The sequence below is a fragment of the Streptomyces sp. 184 genome, assembly GCF_045781775.1.
Taxonomy (GTDB): domain Bacteria; phylum Actinomycetota; class Actinomycetes; order Streptomycetales; family Streptomycetaceae; genus Streptomyces.
In genome coordinates this window covers 2,264,148-2,283,959 of record NZ_CP123230.1, presented here as the reverse complement: position 1 = coordinate 2,283,959, position 19,812 = coordinate 2,264,148, and the positions used below count along the sequence as shown (strand labels likewise).

The window sequence follows — 19,812 nt, the reverse complement described above, 5'->3', positions numbered from 1 at the left end:
GCAGGCGGCGTGGCGCGCAGGCCGCAGGCCGCGGGCCGTCGCGCCGCGGGCTGCGGGCTGCGGGCTGCGGGCTGTCGGCTACGGGGCCGGCTGCCGCCGTGCCGGTACGCGCCCGGCGGCGGCCGGCGCCAGCGCCTCCGGCAGCACGACGGTGAACTCCGCGCCCCCGCCCGGCCGCTCGCCGGCTTCCGCGCGCCCGCCGTGCCGCTCCGCGAGCCGCCGCACCAGCGCCAGGCCGATGCCCCGCTTGCCGTACGCGGGCGGCTCCTTGGTCGTCCAGCCGTCGGCGAAGACCTGTTCCCGCAGGTCCGCCGGCACCCCGGGCCCGGAGTCCGCGACCCGCAGCCGTACCGTCTCGCCGTCGGCCCGCAGGTCCACCTCGACCAGCGGGGCGGGCGAACCCACCGCCGCGTCCAGCGCGTTGTCGACCAGGTTGCCGACGATCGTGACCAGGCCGCGCGGGTCGACGGCCCGGTCCGGCAGCTCCCCCGTCAGCGACAGCGGCACGCCCCGCTCCGCGGCGACGGTCGCCTTGCCGACGAGCAGCGCGGCCAGCAGCGGGTCGCGGATCCGGCCGGTCACCTGCTCCGCGGTGGCCCGGTGGCCGCCGGCGGCCTCGGCGATGTACTCGGTGGCCTCCTCGGTCATGCCCAGCTCCAGCAGCCCGAGCAGGGTGTGCAGGTGGTTGGCGTGTTCGTGGTCCTGGGCGCGCAGGGCGTCGATGAGGCCGCGGGTGGAGTCGAGTTCGCGGCCGAGCTGCTCCAGCTCGGTACGGTCGCGCAGGGTGGCGACGGCGCCGCCGTCGGCGGTGGGCATGCGGTTGGCGACGAGCACCCGGCCGTCGCTGACCGTCAGCAGGTCGGAGCCGGCGACCCGGCCGGCGAGCACGTCGGCGGTACGGCCCGGGCGCAGCACGTCGTCCAGCGGCCGGCCGGTGTGCTCGGGGTCGATGCCGAGCAGCCGGGCGGCCTCGTCGTTGACCAGTCGCAGCCGGCCGCCGCCGTCGAGCGCGACGACGCCCTCGCGGATGCCGTGCAGCATCGCCTCGCGCTCGTCGAGGAGCGCGGCTATGTCGGAGAACGCGAGGTCGCGGGTGCGGCGTTGGAGCCGGCGGGAGTGCGCGAAGGCGACCAGCGCGCCCACGGCCAGCGCGCCCCCCGCGTACGCCAGCACGCCGGGCACCGCCGCGATGAGCCGGTCGCGTACGCCCTCGTAGGGGATGCCGACCGAGACGGCGCCGACGATCCGCCCCTCCCGGTCGTAGAGCGGCACCTTGCCGCGGGCGGTACGCCCCATGGTGCCGGTGTCGATGCCCATCCACTCCTCGCCGGCGAGCGCGGCGGAGGGGTCGGTGGAGACGCGGTGGCCGACGCGCTCGGGCCGGGCGTGGGACCAGCGCACGCCGCGGTTGTCGAGCACCACGACGTACTCGGCGCCGGTGGCCTCGCGGATCCGCTCGGCGCGGCGCTGCACGGGGCCGTCCGGCTCCGCGGGGGTGGTCAGCAGGGCCTCGGCGAGGCCGGGTTCGACGGCGGTGCTCTGCGCGATGGCCATCGCGCGGCGCATCACCTGCCGGTCCAGCTCGGCGCTGTACGGCGCGAGGAACAGCGCCGCGGCGAGGATCGTGACGCCCGTGGCCAGGGCGAGCTGCATGAGCAGGATCTGGGAGGAGACACGGCGCGGCCAGCCGAGCCGCCGGCCGGAGCCGCGGGGCTCGCCGCGGCGTGCGGTCGACGTTGCGCCCATGAGGGCGAACCGTAACCGACCGGGACGCTACGGGCACGGCCCCGGACGCGTCTTCGTGGACCGGGCCGAGAGCCGGTCCGACCTGCGCGGAGTCGCCGGACGTGCGGGGGTACGTGCCGCTCAGCGGGCGCGCGGCGGTCCGGCGGCCATGTGCGTCTGCGCCACCGGCGCGGCGCCGCAGCTCGCCGGGGTGGCCTCGGCGGCGGCGCGGGGGACGACGGGCACGTCCCAGCCGCGCCCGTCGCGGTGCGCGACGGTCACCCGCCAGCCGTCGTCTGCGCCGCTGCCCGCGCCACCGCCTTCACCGCTGCCTTCGGTGCGTACGACGGCGAGGCTGTCCGCGCCGTACTCGCCGGTCAGCCGGCGCACCGCCAGCTCCGCCGCCTGCCCGGGGCGCTCCCAGGTGGAGCGCCCGCGGCAGCCGTCGGGGACGACCAGCCCGGAGGCCAGCGACTCGACGACCTCCTTGACGGCGTGCGGGGTCATGCGGCCGTAGGCGTAGCCGTGCGGGAGGAGCAGCAGCGTGGGCGAGAAGCGGTGGCCGCCGATGTGGGTGATCTCCCAGGTCGCGGTGGCTCCGGCGGCGTGCAGGTCGGCGGCGAGGGGGCGGCCGAGCAGCGCGCAGCAGCGGTCGCGCCGGCCGTTGGTGCAGACGAACACCGGCGGGTCGCCGCGGTACGGGCCGGCGCCGAGGGCGGCGTCGAAGCCGGCGTGCTCGCCGCGGCCGAGGGCGGCGAAGTCGAGGCCGACGAGCTGCGCGGGGTCGCGGACGTCGGTGGCGCGGATCCAGGTGCCGCCCGGCGCGGTGTGGGCGGCGAGGACGCGGCGGCTGGCGGGGCGGCGGACGTCGGCGTGCCGGCCGGGCCGGCGGATGAGCGCGACGCGCACGCCGGTGCCCGCGGCGCGCTCCTCCAGGGCGCGGCCGACCTCGGGGTCGAGGTGGCTCTGGGTCAGCGCCTCGTTCCCCCACGGGCCGGTCTGCTCGACGAGCAGCCAGGTCGCCGCGACGGCCGCGGTCCCGGCGAGCGGTTCGGCCAGCTCTCCGGAAGCGGTCGCGCACGTACTCACGAAGGTGAGCCTAACCGTTCTTCAACGCCCCGTCCCGCGGGGCCCGTCCGTCCCGGTGACGCCTCTGCGCCCCGGGCGCCTCCGGGACCCCGCGGAGCCCCCGCCGCCCGCCCCGTACCGCTACGCTCCCGGCGTACCGAAGACGCGGGTGGAACCGGTCGATATCGGACCCACCGCAAACAGCTTGCGTTTCTTGCGCTAATCTTGCGGTCATGACTCGACGACTTGCTGAGGTTGCCAAGAAGGTGGGGGTCTCCGAGGCCACCGTCAGCCGCGTGCTGAACGGAAAGCCCGGGGTGTCGGAGGCGACCCGGCAGGCCGTGCTGTCGGCCCTCGACGTGCTCGGCTACGAACGGCCCACGCAACTGCGCGGCGAGCGCGCCCGGCTGGTCGGCCTGGTGCTGCCGGAGTTGCAGAACCCGATCTTCCCCGCGCTCGGGGAGGTCGTCGGCGGCGCGCTGGCGCAGCTCGGCCTCACCCCCGTGCTGTGCACGCAGACGAAGAACGGCGTCTCGGAGGCCGCGTACGTGGATCTGCTGCTGCAACAGCAGGTCTCCGGCGTGGTGTTCGCCGGCGGCCAGTACGCGCAGTCCGCCGCGCCGCACGAGCACTACCGCAGGCTGGCCGAGCGCCGCATCCCGGTGGTGCTGATCAACGCCGCCATCGAGGACCTGGGCTTCCCCCGCGTCTCCTGCGACGACGCGGTCGCCGTCGAACAGGCGTGGCGGCACCTGGCGTCGCTCGGGCACCGCCGGATCGGCATGCTGCTGGGCCCCGGGGACCACGTGCCCTCGGCCCGCAAGCTGGCGGCCGGCGAGGAGCTGGCGCGGCAGACCGGGCTCGATCTGCCGGTGTCCCGGGTGGCGCGGGCGCAGTACTCGCTGGAGAGCGGGCAGGCGGCGGCGACGCGGATGCTGGAGGACGGCGTCACGGGCTTCGTGTGCGCCAGCGACCCGCTCGCGCTCGGGGTGATAAGGGCGGTGCGCCGGCGCGGCCTGGACGTGCCGGGGGACGTGTCGGTCGTGGGATACGACGACTCCGCGTTCATGAACTGCACGTCGCCGCCGCTGACGACGGTGCGGCAGCCGATCGAGTCGATGGGCCGGGCGGCGGTCGAGCTGCTGTCGGCGCAGATCGGCGGCGCCCCGGTGGCCGCCGACGAGCTGCTGTTCGAGCCGGAGTTGGTGGTGCGCGGCTCCACCGGCCCGGCGCGGTGAAGGATCTTCAACTTCTAGTCTCATTCTTGCAACTTCCGCGCGACATATTGCGAAGTCCTGTCGACGGTGGTTGAGTGTGCGCGCCACGGCAGCGAGCATCCGTGGCTTCCGCTCATGCCCAGAGGGGTCACCGAGATGAGACAAACCGGGTTCCGCCGTACCAGCGCCGCCCTCGCCGTCAGCGCCGCCCTGGCGCTCGTCGCCGCATGCGGCACCTCCAGCTCCGACGAGGGCGAGGACGACACGGCCGATCCGGCCGACGCCGCCGCCCCGCTGGACCCGGAGACCGAGGTCACCCTGACGATCGACTGCATGCCGCCGGCGGCCGAGAAGGCCGAGCTGAAGGAGTGGAAAGAGGACGTAGCAGCTTTCAACAAGGAGTACCCGAACGTCACGATCGAGGGGAAGCAGACCGACCCCTGTCTGGAGCCCCCGCGGTTCACGGCCATGCTCAAGGCCAAGTCCCAGCCGGACGCCTTCTACACGTACTTCACCGACCTCCAGCAGGTGCTGGACAACGACGGTGCCGCGGACATCAGCGCGTACGTCAACGACAAGACCGTCCCGGCGCTCGCCGACATCGACCCGCAGGTCCTCGACGTGCTGCGGCAGGACGGCAAGCTCTACGGGCTGCCGACCAGCAACTACACCATGGGCCTGCTGATCAACCGCAAGCTCTTCGAAGAGGCCGGGCTCGACCCCGACAACCCGCCGACGTCCTGGGACGAGGTGCGCACCGCCGCCAAGGCGATCTCCGACCTCGGCGACGGCATCAGCGGCTTCGGCGAGTACAGCGCCGGCAACAACGGCGGCTGGCACTTCACCGCCTCGATGTACGGCCTCGGCGCCGACATCGTCTCCGAGGACACCACCAAGGCGGCGTTCAACGACGAGACCGGCCTCGAATACGTCGAGACCCTCCACGCGATGCGCTGGGAGGACGACAGCATGGGCAAGACCCAACTGCTCAAGTGGGGCGACCTCCAGAAGCAGATGGCGGGCGGCAAGCTCGGCATGTTCCTCGCCGCGCCCGACGACATCACTTACATGGTCCAGCAACTGGGCGGCGACTACGCCGACTACGGCATGGGCCCGATGCCCGGCGGCGAGGCGACCCTCTTCGGCGGCAACGACTACCTGATCAAGAAGGGCAGCTCGCCCGACCAGATCAAGGCCGCCATCGCCTGGCTGAACTTCAAGTTCCTCACCCCCGGCAAGGGCCAGTTCGAGTGGGCGCGTACCAAGGCCGACGGCCTTCCGGTCGGGCTGCCGCAGCCGGACTTCTGGAAGGGCGCGAGCAAGCAGGAGGACGACAAGCTGCGCGCGGACAACTCCACGATGCCGGTCGAGAACTTCCAGCCGTTCCGTGACAACCCGGTCCCCGGCCGCGCCGAGCCGCCCAAGGCCCAGGAGATCTACAAGGTCCTGGACACGGTGATGTCGGGCGTGCTCACCAACGAGGACGCCGACCCCGCCGGGCTGCTCGACACCGCCGAGGACCAGGTCAACCAGGTCCTCGCGAACCAGTAGCCATGGCGGCACCCACCCTGTCCCGGCCGGCCGCCCCCTCCCCGGGGCGGCCCGCCGGCCGGCGGCGTACGGGCCGCGAGGACTTCGCCCGCGCGCTGCGCCGCAACCTGACCGCCCACGGCTTCCTCATCGGCGCCGTACTCTGCTTCACGCTCTTCTCCTGGTATCCGATGGTCAGGGAGTTCATCCTGGCCTTCCAGAAGAACGAGGACGGCGAGACCGTCTGGGCCGGCTGGTCGAACCTCAGCTACATCTTCAACGACCCCGCCTTCTGGCAGGCGTGGCGCAACACGTTCGCCTTCACCGGCCTCGCGCTGCTCCTCGGCTTCGCCGTGCCGTTCGCGGTCGCCATCGTGCTGAACGAGTTCCGGCACGGCCGCGCGTACCTGCGGGTCCTGGTGTATCTGCCGGTGATGCTGCCGCCCGTCGCCTCCGTGCTGCTCTTCAAGTACTTCTACGACCCCGGCTACGGGCTCTTCAACCGCATCCTGGAGACCTTCGGCCTGCCCGCGCAGGACTGGCTCCAGTCCAGTGACACCGCGATGCTCTCCGTGGTCATCGCCGCGACCTGGATGAACATGGGCGCGGCCACGCTGATCTATCTGGCCGCGCTCCAGGGCATCCCGGGCGAGCTGTACGAGGCCGCGGAGCTGGACGGCGCCGGGCTGTTCCGCAAGATCTGGCACGTCACCATCCCGCAGACCCGGCTCATCCTGTCGCTGATGCTGCTGATGCAGGTCATCGCCACGATGCAGGTCTTCGTGGAGCCGTTCCTGCTCACCGGCGGCGCCGGCCCGGAGAACTCGACGCTGACCGTCGTCCAGCTCATCTACCAGTACGCCTTCACCTTCAACAACTACGGCAGCGCCGCGGCCCTCGGGGTCGTGCTGATGCTGGTGCTCGCCGTCTTCTCCGCCGCGTTCGTACGCCTCGACCGCAGCAGCGAAGACTGAAGCCGGGAGATTCCAGATGGCCGAATCACAAAGGACGCTGATCTCGCCGGCGGTGCTGGCAAGGCCACGCGGAAAGGCCCTGTACTGGGGCGCGTTCGCCCTCGTCATGGCGGTCTTCACGCTGGCGTTCATCGGGCCGCTGTACTGGATGGTCACCAGCGGGCTGAAGTCCACCGAGGAGTTCGCGCAGACACCGCCGACGCTGGTGCCGGGCGAGATCGAGACGGACAACTACTCCGAGGCGTGGAGCGTGCTGGACCTGGCCCAGTTGCTCCTCAACACCTGCGTGTACGCCTTCGGCGCACTGGCCTTCATGCTCGTCTTCGACGTGGCCGCGGCGTACTCGCTGTCCAAGCTCCGCCCGGTGCTGGGCAAGGTCATCCTCGGCGCGATGCTCGCGACGCTGATGATCCCGGCGACGGTCCTCGTCGTACCGCAGTACCTCACGGTGCTCGACGTGCCGCTGATAGAGCGCAACCTCATCAACTCACCGTGGGTGATCTGGCTGCCGGCGGTCACCAACGCCTTCAACATCTTCCTGCTCAAGCGCTTCTTCGACTCCATCCCCCGGGAGCTGATGGACGCCGCCGCCATGGACGGCGCATCGCCGATGCGCATCCTGTGGTCCATCGTCCTGCCGATGTCCCGGCCGATCCTCGGCGTCGTCTCGATCTTCGCGGTCGTCGCCGTCTGGAAGGACTTCCTCTGGCCGATGCTCACCCTGCCCGACCCGTCGAAGCAGACCCTCAACGTCGGCATCTACTCGCTGGGCGCGAGCGTTCCGGAGAACCAGCTCATCGCCGCCCTCGCGATCGCCTCGGTGCCCACGTTGGTGATCTTCCTCGTCTTCCAGCGCAACATCATGCACGGCCTGACCGCCGGCAGCCTCAAGGGCTGACGGGAAGGGCCCTCTTCCTGAACCAGTAGGGATTTCCTGTGAGGGATTCAGTGTCGGATACGAGCTGGTGGCGCGACGCCGCCATCTACCAGGTCTACGTACGCAGCTTCGCCGACGGCGACGGCGACGGCACCGGCGACCTCGCCGGCGTCCGCGCCCGGCTGCCGTACCTCGCCGAGCTGGGTGTGGACGCCATCTGGTTCACCCCGTGGTACGTCTCGCCGATGGCCGACGGCGGCTACGACGTCGCCGACTACCGGGCCATCGACCCGGCGTTCGGCACCCTCGACGAGGCCGAGAAGCTGATCGCCGAGGCCCGCGCCCTCGGCATCCGCACGATCGTCGACGTCGTACCCAACCACGTCTCCGACGCCCACCCCTGGTTCCGCGCCGCACTGGCCGCCGGGCCCGGCAGCCCGGAGCGCGAGCTGTTCCACTTCCGCCCCGGCCGCGGCCCGGACGGCGAGCTGCCGCCGAACAACTGGCCCTCGCAGTTCAACGGCGAGTCCTGGACCCGGCACGCCGACGGTGACTGGTACCTCCACCTGTTCTCCGAGCGGCAGCCCGACCTCAACTGGGCCCACCCCGCGGTGCGCCGGGAGCACGAGGACGTGCTGCGCTTCTGGTTCGAGCGGGGCGCGTCGGGCGTACGCATCGACTCCGCCGCCCTGCTGGCCAAGGACCCGGCGCTGCCCGACTGGGACGAGGACGACCCGCGCGGCGAGCCGAACCCGTACGTCGACCTCGACGACCTGCACGAGATCTACCGCTCCTGGCGGGCCATCGCCGACGAGTACGACGGTGTGCTCATCGGCGAGCTGTGGGTGCCGGAGCCCGAGCGCTTCTCCCGCTACCTGCGCCCGGACGAGCTGCACACCGCGTTCAACTTCGACTTCCTGGCCCGTCCCTGGGACGCCGCCGAGCTGCGCACCTCCATCGACACCACGCTGGAGTACCACGCGCCGGTCGGCGCGCCCGCCACCTGGGTGCTGTGCAACCACGACGTGACCCGCACCGTCACCCGCTACGGCCGCGACGACGCCGACCCGGGCACCGGCTTCGCCTTCGCCGCGAAACGCTTCGGCACCCCGACCGACCCGGTGCGCGGCACCCGCAGGGCGCGCGCCGCGGCGCTGCTCTCGCTCGCCCTGCCCGGCTCCGTCTACCTCTACCAGGGCGAGGAGCTGGGCCTGCCGGAGGCGGAGGTGCCGCGGGACCGCATCGTCGACCCGATGCACTTCCGCTCCGAAGGGCGCGACCCCGGCCGGGACGGCTGCCGGGTGCCGCTGCCGTGGCGGGCCGGCGGCGCGGCGTACGGGTTCAGCGACCCGCCGGGCGCGGACGGCATCGACGGCGAGGGCGGTGTGCACGTGAACGGCGACGGCGCCGCGACGGCCGAGCCGTGGCTGCCGCAGCCGGCGGGCTGGGGCACGTACGCCGTCGCCCGCCAGGAGGACGACCCCGGCTCGATGCTGCGCCTGTACCGCGACGCGCTGCGGCTGCGCCGCGGTGAGCCGGGGCTCGGCGACGGGCCGATGCGCTGGCTCGACGCCCCCGGCGGCGTGCTGTCCTTCGCCCGCTCCGACGACTTCGTCTGCGTCGTCAACCTTGCCGAGGAGCCCGCGCCGCTCCCGGCCCACCGAAGCGTCCTGATCGGCAGCGGCCCTCTGGACGACGGGAAGCTGCCGCAGGACACGGCGGTCTGGCTGCGTACCTAGCCCGGCTGCGCCCCGCGCGGCCGGACCGCCGGCTCTTACCCCCCACCCACCCCCCACGGGAAGGTTCGTCATGCGCAAGGCACGTATAGGAAGGATCACGCTGGCCGCGTCCGTGGCCGCCGCCGCGGCGCTCGTCGCCGTGCCCGGCGGCGCCCACGGCGCGCCGGAGGCAGGCGCCGACCTGCCGTTCGTCTCGATCGAGGCGGAGGCGGCCGAGACCAACGGCAGCGCCGTCGGCCCCGACTACACCCAGGGCACCCTGGCCTCGGAGTCGTCGGGCCGCCAGGCGGTGGAGCTGGACGCCCAGGGCGAGTACGTCGAGTTCACCCTCACCGCGCCCGCGAACGCGGTGAACGTCGCGTACAGCGTGCCGGACGGCAAGTCCGGCAGCCTCGCCGTCTACGCCAACGGCACCAAGCTGGACGCCTCGCTGGCCGTCACCTCCAAGTACTCCTACATGGACACGCCCTGGATCCCGGGCGCCAAGACCCACCACCTGCTCGACAACACCCGGGTCCTCCTCGGGCAGGACCTGAACGCCGGCGACACCGTGCGGCTCCAGGCCGACGACCTCGGCGGCGGCCCGTACACCGTAGACGTGGCCGACTTCGAGCAGGTCGCCGCGCCGGCCGGGGCGCCGGGCGGCGCCGTCTCCGTCGTCGACAAGGGCGCCGACCCGACCGGCGCCGCGGACTCCACGGAGGCGTTCCGCACCGCCATCGCCGAGGCCAAGGGCGGCGGCACCGTGTGGATCCCGCCGGGCGACTTCAAGGTCGGCTCCGAGCTGTCGGGCGTCGAGAACGTCACCATCCAGGGCGCCGGCTCCTGGCACTCGGTGGTGCGCAGCTCGCGCTTCGTCAACCAGTCGGGCTCCGCGGGCAACGCGCACCTCAAGGACTTCGCCGTCATCGGCGAGGTCACCGAGCGCGTCGACGGCAACCCGGACAACTTCGTCAACGGCAGCCTCGGCGCCGGCTCCACCGTCTCCGGGATGTGGCTCCAGCACCTGAAGGTCGGGCTCTGGCTGACCGGCACCAACGACAACCTCGTCGTCGAGAACACCCGCTTCCTCGACATGGCGGCCGACGGCCTGAACCTCAACGGCAGCGCCAAGGGCGTCCAGGTGCGCAACAACTTCCTGCGCAACACCGGCGACGACGCGCTCGCCATGTGGTCGCTGAACGCGCCCGACGTGGACTCCACCTTCGCCGACAACACGATCTCGCAGCCCAACCTGGCCAACGGCATCGCGATCTACGGCGGCACGGACATCACCGTCGAGAACAACCGCATCCTGGACACCAACGCCCTGGGCAGCGGCATCGCGATCTCCAACCAGAAGTTCCTGGACCCCTTCCACCCGCTGGCCGGCACCATCACCGTCGCGGGCAACGAGCTGGTGCGTACCGGCGCGATGAACCCCAACTGGAACCACCCGATGGGTGCGCTGCGCGTGGACGCCTACGACAGCGCCATCGAGGCGGACGTGAACATCACGGACACCGTCATCACCGACAGCCCGTGGAGCGCCTTCGAGTTCGTCTCCGGCGGCGGCACCGGCAAGGCCGTGCAGAACGTCACGATCGACGGCGCCACCGTCGACGGTGTCGGCAGCGTCGTCGTGCAGGCCGAGACGCAGGGCGCGGTGACCGCCGGCGACGTCACCGCCACGGACGTCGGCGTCGCCGGCGTCTACAACTGCCCGTACCCGCAGGGCAGCGGCACCTTCACGCTGACCGACGGCGGCGGCAACTCCGGCTGGGACAGCGAGTGGGAGGACTGCACCGCCTGGCCCGGCCAGGACTGACCCCTCCCCCAGGGAACAGCGCTCCCGCACAGCGCACCACGGCACAGCGATCCACTCGTCCGGGCTCCCGGTCCGCCCCACGGGCCGGGAGCCCGTCCCCCATGAGAGGAGCACCATCGTGACCACCCGAAGAGCCTTCCTCGCCGGCGCCGCGGGCGCCGGCCTGGCCGCCGCCGGCGGCCTGCACCCCGCCGCCGCGGCTCCCGCCCCCGCGGGCGGCCCGGCCGGGACGCGCGCGTCCTGCGCCGCCGAGCCCTCCCCGTACGTGCACGCCTTCTACTACTCCTGGTACGGAAACCCCGACCACTACGGCTCGTGGGTGCACTGGCAGCAGGGCGGGCACACCCCGCCCGACGACATCGGCGCCGACTTCTACCCCGTCCTCGGCGCGTACGACTCGGGCGACTACGACGGCGCCGTCGCCCAGCACATGACGTGGGCGCGCGAGGCCGGCATCGGCGTGCTGGCCTACAGTTGGTGGGGCCGCGGCGGCTACGAGGACCGGCTCGCCGCCGGCGTGCTGGACGCCGCGGCGGCCGAGGGGATCCAGATCGCCTGGCACATCGAGCCCTACTCCGGGCGCGACGGTGCGTCGGTCGTCGCCGACGTGGCGTACCTGGAGGAGAACTACGGCGACCACCCCGCCTACCACCGCGCGCCGGACCAGGGCGGGCGCTGCGCGTACTACATCTTCAACAGCCTGAACGTCACCGACTGGGCGCCGATCGGGGCGATCCGGGACACCGCCCTGGTGATGGCGCAGACCACGGACGTCTCCCGCGTCGCGCACTTCGGCGGCATCTACACCTACGACGCCATCGCCGGCGCGAACAACCCGGACTGGGCGGGCGTCGCCGCCTGGTGCCGGCAGAACGACTACGTGTGGGCGCCGTCCATCGGCCCCGGCTACCTCGACGACCGCGCGGTGCCGGGCAACACCTCGCCGACCGTGGACCGCGCGGACGGCGAGGTGTACGACCGCAGTTGGGGCTACGTGCTGGACCCGGCCAAGGGCGGGCCGGCGGACTGGGTGACGCTCACGTCGTTCAACGAGTGGCACGAGGGCAGCCAGTTGGAGCCGGCCGCGTCCGATCCGCCGCAGTCGGTCTACGTCACGTACGACGGCGCCTACGGGCGTACCGGCGCGGCGGCCGAGACGGCGTACCTGGAGCGGACCCGGCACTGGGTGACCGAGTTCGAGGCGGCGTCCGGCCGGGGCTGAGCGGGCGCTCGGCCCCGGCCGGACGGTGCCGGGGCCGCCTCAGGTGTCGATACGCGAACGGTCCAGGGTGGCCGCCGAGTTGGTGATGAACTCCTTGCGGGGGGCGACCTCGTTGCCCATCAGAAGGTTGAACACCTGCTCGGCGGCCTCCAGGTCGCTGATGTTGATCCGCCGCAGCGTGCGGTACCGCGGGTCCATCGTGGTCTCCGCGAGCTGGTCGGCGTCCATCTCGCCGAGGCCCTTGTAGCGCTGGATGGAGTCCTTGAAACGCGTGCCCCGGCGCTGGAGGTCGTGCAGCGTCTCGCGCAGCTCGGTGTCCGAGTAGGTGTAGACGTACTTGTCCTGGCCCTTCTTCGGCTGGACCAGCTCGATGCGGTGCAGCGGCGGCACCGCGGAGAAGACCCGGCCCTCCTCGACCATCGGGCGCATGTAGCGCTGGAAGAGGGTGAGCAGCAGCGTGCGGATGTGCGCGCCGTCGACGTCGGCGTCGGCCAGGAAGATCACCTTGCCGTAGCGCGCCTGGTCGATGTCGAACGTGCGCCCGGAGCCCGCCCCTATCACCTGGATGATCGCGCTGCACTCGGCGTTCTTCAGCATGTCCGCGACGGACGCCTTCTGGACGTTGAGGATCTTGCCGCGGATGGGCAGCAGGGCCTGGAACTCGGAGTTGCGCGCGAGCTTGGCCGTGCCCAGCGCGGAGTCGCCCTCGACGATGAACAGCTCGGAGCGCTCCACGTCGTCGCTGCGGCAGTCGGCGAGCTTGGCGGGCAGCGAGGAGGACTCCAGCGCCGTCTTGCGGCGCTGCGCCTCCTTGTGCTGCCGGGCGGCGATACGGGTACGGGCCGCGGCCACGGCCTTCTCCAGCACCGCGCGCGCCTGCTGCTTGGCGTCCCGCTTGGTGGAGGTCAGGAACGCCTTCAGCTCCTTGGCGACGACCTGCGCGACGATCCGGGAGGCCGCCGAGGTGCCCAGCACCTCCTTGGTCTGGCCCTCGAACTGCGGCTCGGCGAGCCGGACGGTGACCACGGCGGTCAGGCCCTCCAGCGCGTCGTCCTTGACGACGTCGTCCTCGGCGACGCGCAGCAGCTTCAGGCTGCGCAGCGCGTCGTTGACCGTGCGGGTCAGGGAGCGCTCGAAGCCGGTGAGGTGGGTGCCGCCCTTGGGGGTGGCGATGATGTTGACGAAGGAGCGGATCGTGGTGTCGTACCCCGTGCCCCAGCGCAGCGCGATGTCGACGCCGAGGTCGCGGGTGACCTCGGTGGGCGTCATGTGCCCGCGGTCGTCGAGCACCGGGACGGTCTCCTTGAACGTCCCCTGCCCGGAGAGCCGCAGCACGTCGCAGACCGGGCGGTCGGGGGCCAGGAACTCGCAGAACTCGCTGATCCCGCCGTCGTAGCGGAAGGTCTCGGCGGTGTGCTCGGCCTTGTCGGCCAAGCGCTGGTCCCGCACCACGAGCGTGAGGCCGGGCACGAGGAAGGCGGTCTGCCGGGCGCGCGCGTGCAGCTCGTCGAGCGACAGCTCGGCGTCCTTGAGGAAGATCTGCCGGTCGGGCCAGAAGCGGATGCGGGTGCCGGTCCTGGTCTTGGGGATCTTCTTGCCCTTGGCCAGGCCGCTCGCCGGCTCGAAGGAGGCGTCGGCGCCCTTGCCGGAGAACTGCCCGGGGACGCCGCGGCGGAAGCCCATCGAGTGCGTCCTGCCGGCCAGGTCGACCTCGACGTCGAGCCGGGCGGACAGCGCGTTGACCACGGAGGCGCCGACGCCGTGCAGGCCGCCGGAGGCCGCGTACGCGCCGCCGCCGAACTTGCCGCCGGCGTGCAGCTTGGTCATGACCACCTCGACGCCGGACAGCCCGGTCTTCGGCTCGACGTCGACGGGGATGCCGCGGCCGTCGTCGTCGACCTGCACGGAGCCGTCGGCGGCGAGCAGGACTTCGATGTTCCGGCAGTACCCGCCCAGGGCCTCGTCGACGGAGTTGTCGATGATCTCCCACAGGCAGTGCATGAGGCCGCGGCTGTCGGTGGAGCCGATGTACATGCCGGGCCGCTTGCGGACGGCTTCGAGACCCTCCAGAACGAGCAGGTGCCGCGCGGTGTAGTTGGAGCCGTCGCGCTCGGCGGCGGCCAGCACGGACGGCACGGACGTGTCGGCGGTCACTCAGTTCGCTCCTCGCTGAATTCGGGCCCGGGTGGCGGTGGCGGGCCTCATCTGCCGGTCAGAGGGTACCGAGGCTCTATAGAGCCGGTACGCAGCCACCCGCATGTGACTCGATACTAGTCCCGCTTCGAGTGCATGTTCGATCCCTCGGAGGGGTGATTCGTTTATCACGTTCCCTTACACGCATGAACCATTTAGGCTCCGGGCACGTCCTCATGAACAACCGGCAACCCAGCCGGGGAGGCCAAAAAGGACCAAAGGCGCTCAATACGGCACAAGCACGACAAGCACTACGGCTCATCCGCCGCCACCTGGCGACATCGGCCCTGGTGAAGATGGCTTTCCCGATCCGGAGCCACGAGCGGGAACGTTTTCGGCCTGGTTGGATGTTGACCCTGGTACGACAGCTCGTCGAGCTAGAGAAGAGGCGACGTGACTACTGTTCTGACTCCCGCAAGCCCGCTGACGGCCGCCGACAGGTGCGACCGCTGCGGAGCCCAGGCCTACCTGCGCGTTGTCCTGACGAGCGGCGGCGACCTGCTCTTCTGTGCGCACCACGGCCGTAAGTTCGAGCCGGAGCTCAAGAAGATCGCTGCCGAGATACAGGACGAGACGGAGCGGCTTCAGGCCACTCCCGCGGCGGCAACCGCCGAGGAACGCTGACGCGCCGACGTCAGCCCGACGAGCCTCGTACGGCCCCCGGGCCGGACACGGGCGGTCACCCCCGCTGGGGAGTGGCCGCCTCGTCGGTTTCCGGGGCTGTATCGGGCTCCGCGCGTCGAGGGGCACGCCCCCCGGCGCGGCAGGGGGTACGGCCCGTACGCCAAGGGACGTGCGGTGCGTACGGCAACGGGCGGCGGCGCGGTCCGTACGGCGCAGGATGCCGCACGAGAGGCGCAGGAGGCGCCTGTACGTCCCTCAGGAGCCCTTGCCGGGGCGGTGCGCCATGACGGTCTTCACGGCCGCCGAGATGCGCGTGTAGACGCCCGGACGGCCCTTCTCCCCGCAGCCCTGCCCCCAGGAGACCAGGCCCACCAGCCGCCCCCGTACGACCAGCGGGCCGCCGCTGTCGCCCTGGCAGGCGTCCCGGCCGCCGCGCATCAGCCCCGCGCAGACCATCGACCCGGCGAGGTAGCGCCCGTCGGGACTGCCCGGGTACGCCCGCTCGCAGACGGTGTCCGGCAGCACCTCGACGTCCGCGGCGTGCAGCGTCGTGGGATAGCCGCCGTCGCCCGCGGTGCCGCCCCAGCCGTAGACCCGGGCCGGCGAGCCCGGCTCGTACGCCGGATCGTCCGGCTTCGCCGCCAGCTTCGGGAAGCGACCGGCCTCAGCCGGGCGCGCCAGCCGCAGCACGGCGAGATCGCCGGCGTTGGTCCAGCCGTCGTAGTCGGGGTTCACCCACACCCGCTCGATCGCGAACTCCTGCCCCGCGGTGCTCGCGAGGTCCCCGCGGCCGGCCACGACGCTCAGGTCCTCGACCTTGCTCCAGTGCACGCCCAGGGTCTCCTCCGCCAGGCAGTGCGCCGCCGTCAGCACCACCTCGGGCGACACCAGCACGCCCGCGCAGAACTGCCCCGACCGCTCGTCGCCGAAGAGCTTCCGGCTGGTCAGCGCGACGGCCCAGGGGCTGTCGTCGATACGCACCGGCTGCCCGCCCACCACCACGCCGTCCGCCGCCGCCGGCGGCGCCTGCCCGAGCACGGCCGGGGGCAGCAGCACGGCGACGGCGGCGGCGATCGAGCGAAGACGCAGGCGCATGGGGTCTCCCTGACACGTGAGGCAGAGCGGTCGTGCCCCTCAGCCTCGGTCAGCCGCACGCGGGCCGCACGTCAGTCGCGGCGCCGGTACGGCCCGGACACTCCGCTTGACCTGCGGCGACGCGGCTCCGGGGGTGGCGTGGCATCCGAACTACCCCCGGCGCCGGACCGGCGGTCAGGGTGTCGCCGCTGCCGGCAGGTGGCGCAGCCGTTCGGAGGCGAGACAGGCGCGGGTGAGGATGGTGCGTACCTCGTCGGCGGCGCTGCCGCTGCACCGGGCGATGTAGAAGATCACGATGTTGATGGCGGCCACCGAGCCGGCGTAGATGTAGACGTCCTTCGCGGTGCCCGCGTAGATCGACAGCCCGATGCCCCAGCAGGCGACGCTGTAGAAGCCGGCCGTCAGCGTCCAGCTCAGGAGCGCGTCGAGCCCGGCGATCCGGCCCTGCGGCACCGTACCCAGTTGCCTGGCCCGGGCTTCGGCGATGGCCGCGCGGGCGAAGACAAGGCACGCGGCGTTGCACAGCGCCGTGGAGAGGATGCCGATCGCGGTGCAGATGGGCCACCAGTCGCGGTGGAACAGGGTGGTCGACAGCACCAGCACGGCGGGCACGAGGGTGAACAGCCGCATCGCGACCTCGGCCAGGATGGCCCGCCGGCTCAGCCGCCCCTGCCGCCGGCCGGCGACGAGCGGGGTGAGGCCGGCGAAGAGGTTCTGGTAGTACCGGGCACCGGCCAGCAGGAAGCTCATGCCGACCAGCCGCACCGGCGTGTTGGCGGAGTTGTCGGGGATGGTGTAGCCGTCCAGCCGGAACCCGTCGAGCAGCGGGAACTCCTCCTCGCCCGCGCTGTTGGTGCGCTGGAGCAGGGTGATGTAGGTGTTGCCCCAGTCCCAGTTGAGGTCGCGGAGCCAGTAGATGAGGACGACGCTGGCCGCGACGTACCAGGCCGCGGCCGACAGCCAGGAGAAGAACAGCAGCCAGCGCACGTGCATGCCGCGCTGCGGGTCGTGGTAGAGCGACTGGGTGCGCCGGATCCGCCACATCTGGAGCTGCTGCCTCGGCGCGCCGGCGAGCGGCGTGTAGAGGCGGACGAAGCGGGTGCCGGCGCTCTGCGCGCGGGTCGCCTCGACGGCCTCCAGCTCCTCCTCGTAGAAGTGGAGCAACTGCGGGTAGAGCCGTTCGCCCGGTGTGGGCCCGAACAGCAGCAGGCGGTTCTCGGGGACCCGGTCGGTGAGGTCCTCGATGAAGCGGGCCAGCAGGGGCGTCTCGGCGTAGAAGCCGTCGGGTACGGTCACGGCGCCCGCCCCGTCGCCGGAGCCCCGGTGCGCCCCGCTGCCGATGGCGATGAGGAGTTGGCCGACGGAGTACAGGTCGGCCTGGCGGGGGTCGACCGCCATGGTCTCGCTGCGCACCTCGGGTGCGACGAACGCCGAGTCCGGCCCGCCGGAGCCGGGGACGGCGTGGGAGTAGAGGTAGTTGACACCGAGGTCGATGAGGACGAAGCGGCCGTCCCCCGGCCCGGTGCCCGATCCGGATCCCGAACCCGCACCCGAGCCCGAGCCCGAGCCCGAGCCCGAGCCGCTGAGGATGATGTTGGACGGGGAGAGGTCGCCGTGGCGCAGGCCGCACCGGTCGAGTTCGTCCAGCACGGCCAGCAGCCGGGGCCCGAGGTCGCGCAAAAGATCGAGCCGGATGCGGGGGCTGTCCGGCCGGCGGCTCAGGTACTCCGCCAGCGTCTCGCCGGGCACGAAGTCCATCAGGATCCACCGCCCGCTGCTCGCCCACGCGCGGGCCAGCGGCAGCGACTCGGTCGCCGCCTCGTCACCGGGGCCGGAGGTGGCGAAGGAGGAGCGGTAGTCGCGGGTGGCGCGGACGATGGTCGGCACCCGCAGGTAGGGGTAGAGGATGCACTTGAGCGCGAACGGGATGCGCCGGCCGTGCGCCTGGCGCCGCGGGAGGCCGGTCAGGATGAACGACGTCGTGCCGTGGCGGTGGAAGCGCAGTGTCTCGATGTCGACTTCGCGCCACGCGTCGAGCGTCACGGCGTCCTCGTCCACGCTCCCGTCCACGTCGGGTATCGCGACGTCGGGCGCGTACAGCGTGTGCAGCGCCTCGCGCACCGCCGGGTCCGCCACCGTCGGCACGCACAGGGCGGCGCAGTCGTGCGGTGTCCGCTCACCCTGGTCGTAGCGGCGCTGGTAGGAGTGGGAGAGCGACACCAGGGTGAGAAGGAGCAGGCCGAGATATCCGCCGACCGACCGGAACTCTTCGCGGAACTCCGCCGGGCGGGAGGCGAATTCCGTACGCCAGCGGGTGAGCTGTGCGATGACCGTTTCCCACGACTGCTCGAACTCGCCGCTGAAACTGTGCGCCTCGAACGGCAGCCCGAAAAGGACCCGGCTCCAGTCGTCCCGGCCCCACTCGCATAACTCGTTCTCTTCCGGGTTCGCGGCCCCGGTACCGCCCTGCGCGGACGGAGCGGCGGATAGGGCACGTATGATCGCGCGGAGATTACGCGCGCGGCCGGTTGCGGGCATCGTCCTTCGTCACGATGGTCAGTTGGGGCACCGCACGAATGCGGCCGCTCCTTATCAGCTCGGGGTCCTTGCCCTCGACGGCGCAGTACATCACCTCGTATCCGCCGCGGGCACCGCTGAGAATCCGGCCCGGATCCAGCTCGTGCCGCTTGACCTGCGGCATCCACGACATGGGCGCGAGGTCGAGCACGTACGGGGCGTCGCCCGGCTGCGTCATCCGGCGCTGGAGCGTGAGGCGCTCGTCCCGGTAGCGGAGGATGGCCTTGCCGTAACCGCGGCCGAGGCCGTCACGGATGCGGTCCAGGTGGCGGATCGCCCAGCGCTGCGAGACCGACAGCTTCTGCGAGGGCGGCTGGATGGGGCGGGTGCTCAGGGAGAGCACGTGCGTGCAGCCGTCCTCCAGTGCCAGCCTGTACGGGTGCGGGGTGAGGACGCCGCCGTCCACGGCCCGGGAGCCGCGGAAGTCGGCCGTGCCGCGCAGCGCGACGGGCAGCCAGGCGCTGGCCACGAGGGCGGAGCGCAGGTCCGCGCGCGAGGTGAAGTCGGTGACGGCGGCGGTGCGGATCTCGTCGACGAGGGTGACGGCGACGTGGAGCCTGGTCGGGGAGTCGATGACCTTCTCGTAGCCCAGCGGCTTGACGTTGTCCACGACCTCGAACGCGTAGTCCAGGTCCATGATGCGGCCGCGCAGGACCCGCCGGAAGTCGACGAACGTCCGGGTGGCGAGGTCGTCGTAGTAGATCGAAAGCGGATACCAGGTCTCGCCGTTGAGGAAGTAGGCGCTGTTGATGGCGCCGGAAGAAGCGGAGTATATGGTGTCGAACGCCTGATTGAGCCCGGAGTCCTCCAGGGCGCAGAGCATGGCGGCCGAGACGACTCCCCGGATCCCGCCCCCCTCGACGGCCAGCCCGATCTTGAGGCCGTCCACGGGCTTGTCGTGGGTGTGTCCCTTTTCCCGGCGATGACGTAAGGCGGTCAGCACAGGATGGTCCGCGTGCCACGGCATGGCACCACTACTCATGAGTCATGTCCTCCCTGAAGATCCGAGATTGTCATGCGCGGCAAGTGGCGTCAATTCCCGGACAGTTCACGGATACGTACCGACTTCCGCGCCTATCGCGGACGTGGAGTCCGGCGGCGCGCACCCGGCAGGAGAAACGCCCCGGACCCGCGGCGTGGCAGGTCGGGGGCGTTCGGGGTCGC

Annotated in this window: 14 protein-coding genes; 8 read left to right on the top strand and 6 right to left on the bottom strand. The window is 71.9% G+C overall.

Translation table 11 applies throughout. From position 1 onward, the window contains the following. Positions 1-78: 78 nt before the first annotated feature. Together QBL21_RS09755 and QBL21_RS09750 are read right to left on the bottom strand one after the other, a co-directional pair. The gene (locus QBL21_RS09755; protein ID WP_407561657.1) at positions 79-1,746 is read right to left on the bottom strand and encodes an ATP-binding protein; all 1,668 of its coding nucleotides are present in this window, start codon (positions 1,744-1,746) and stop codon (positions 79-81) included. 120 nt (positions 1,747-1,866) lie between these two features. Continuing rightward, a complete protein-coding gene (locus tag QBL21_RS09750) occupies positions 1,867-2,814 on the bottom strand; it encodes a sucrase ferredoxin (RefSeq protein WP_407561655.1) in 948 nt (315 codons plus the stop codon). 212 nt (positions 2,815-3,026) lie between these two features. Here QBL21_RS09750 and QBL21_RS09745 point away from each other — a divergent pair, with 212 nt between their 5' ends. The 7 genes from QBL21_RS09745 (at position 3,027) to QBL21_RS09715 (ending at position 12,159) form a co-directional block, all read left to right on the top strand. Further along, positions 3,027-4,031: a LacI family DNA-binding transcriptional regulator gene (locus QBL21_RS09745; RefSeq protein ID WP_407561654.1), complete on the top strand. Its 1,005-nt coding sequence runs from the start codon at positions 3,027-3,029 to the stop codon at positions 4,029-4,031. A gap of 135 nt (positions 4,032-4,166) precedes the next feature. Beyond that, positions 4,167-5,561, top strand: a complete 1,395-nt coding sequence (locus QBL21_RS09740) for an ABC transporter substrate-binding protein (RefSeq protein ID WP_407561653.1) — start codon at positions 4,167-4,169, stop codon at positions 5,559-5,561. Positions 5,562-5,563: 2 nt separating this feature from the next. Beyond that, positions 5,564-6,514, top strand: coding sequence for a carbohydrate ABC transporter permease (locus tag QBL21_RS09735; RefSeq protein WP_407561652.1), 951 nt, complete (start codon positions 5,564-5,566; stop codon positions 6,512-6,514). Positions 6,515-6,530: 16 nt separating this feature from the next. Continuing rightward, positions 6,531-7,412 carry a carbohydrate ABC transporter permease gene (locus QBL21_RS09730; RefSeq protein ID WP_407561651.1) on the top strand — a complete coding sequence of 294 codons (882 nt, stop codon included), beginning with the start codon at positions 6,531-6,533 and terminating at the stop codon, positions 7,410-7,412. Positions 7,413-7,462: 50 nt separating this feature from the next. Beyond that, a complete protein-coding gene (locus QBL21_RS09725; protein WP_407566364.1) occupies positions 7,463-9,130 on the top strand; it encodes a glycoside hydrolase family 13 protein in 1,668 nt (555 codons plus the stop codon). 70 nt (positions 9,131-9,200) lie between these two features. Beyond that, positions 9,201-10,937, top strand: a complete 1,737-nt coding sequence (locus tag QBL21_RS09720) for a glycosyl hydrolase family 28-related protein (RefSeq protein ID WP_407561649.1) — start codon at positions 9,201-9,203, stop codon at positions 10,935-10,937. Positions 10,938-11,055: 118 nt separating this feature from the next. Then, positions 11,056-12,159 carry an alpha-mannosidase gene (locus QBL21_RS09715; RefSeq protein ID WP_407561648.1) on the top strand — a complete coding sequence of 368 codons (1,104 nt, stop codon included), beginning with the start codon at positions 11,056-11,058 and terminating at the stop codon, positions 12,157-12,159. A 39-nt stretch (positions 12,160-12,198) separates the two neighbouring features. Here QBL21_RS09715 and QBL21_RS09710 read toward each other — a convergent pair whose 3' ends face one another. Next, on the bottom strand, positions 12,199-14,313 hold the full coding sequence (locus QBL21_RS09710) for a type IIA DNA topoisomerase subunit B (protein WP_407561647.1): 2,115 nt from the start codon (positions 14,311-14,313) through the stop codon (positions 12,199-12,201). Positions 14,314-14,745: 432 nt separating this feature from the next. On the opposite strand from QBL21_RS09710, the gene QBL21_RS09705 reads away from it, so the two are divergent. Further along, positions 14,746-14,976: a hypothetical protein gene (locus tag QBL21_RS09705; RefSeq protein WP_407561645.1), complete on the top strand. Its 231-nt coding sequence runs from the start codon at positions 14,746-14,748 to the stop codon at positions 14,974-14,976. 255 nt (positions 14,977-15,231) lie between these two features. On the opposite strand, the gene QBL21_RS09700 is transcribed toward QBL21_RS09705, so the two are convergent. The 3 genes from QBL21_RS09700 to QBL21_RS09690 all read right to left on the bottom strand — a co-directional run bounded on the left by QBL21_RS09700 (position 15,232) and on the right by QBL21_RS09690 (position 19,630). Beyond that, positions 15,232-16,071, bottom strand: coding sequence for a S1 family peptidase (locus QBL21_RS09700; RefSeq protein ID WP_407561644.1), 840 nt, complete (start codon positions 16,069-16,071; stop codon positions 15,232-15,234). A 174-nt stretch (positions 16,072-16,245) separates the two neighbouring features. Next, on the bottom strand, positions 16,246-18,609 hold the full coding sequence (locus tag QBL21_RS09695; protein ID WP_407561643.1) for a hypothetical protein: 2,364 nt from the start codon (positions 18,607-18,609) through the stop codon (positions 16,246-16,248). Continuing rightward, the gene (locus QBL21_RS09690; protein ID WP_407561642.1) at positions 18,584-19,630 is read right to left on the bottom strand and encodes a patatin-like phospholipase family protein; all 1,047 of its coding nucleotides are present in this window, start codon (positions 19,628-19,630) and stop codon (positions 18,584-18,586) included. Before QBL21_RS09690 ends, QBL21_RS09695 begins: the two co-directional genes overlap by 26 nt. Between the last annotated feature and the right edge of the window lie 182 nt (positions 19,631-19,812).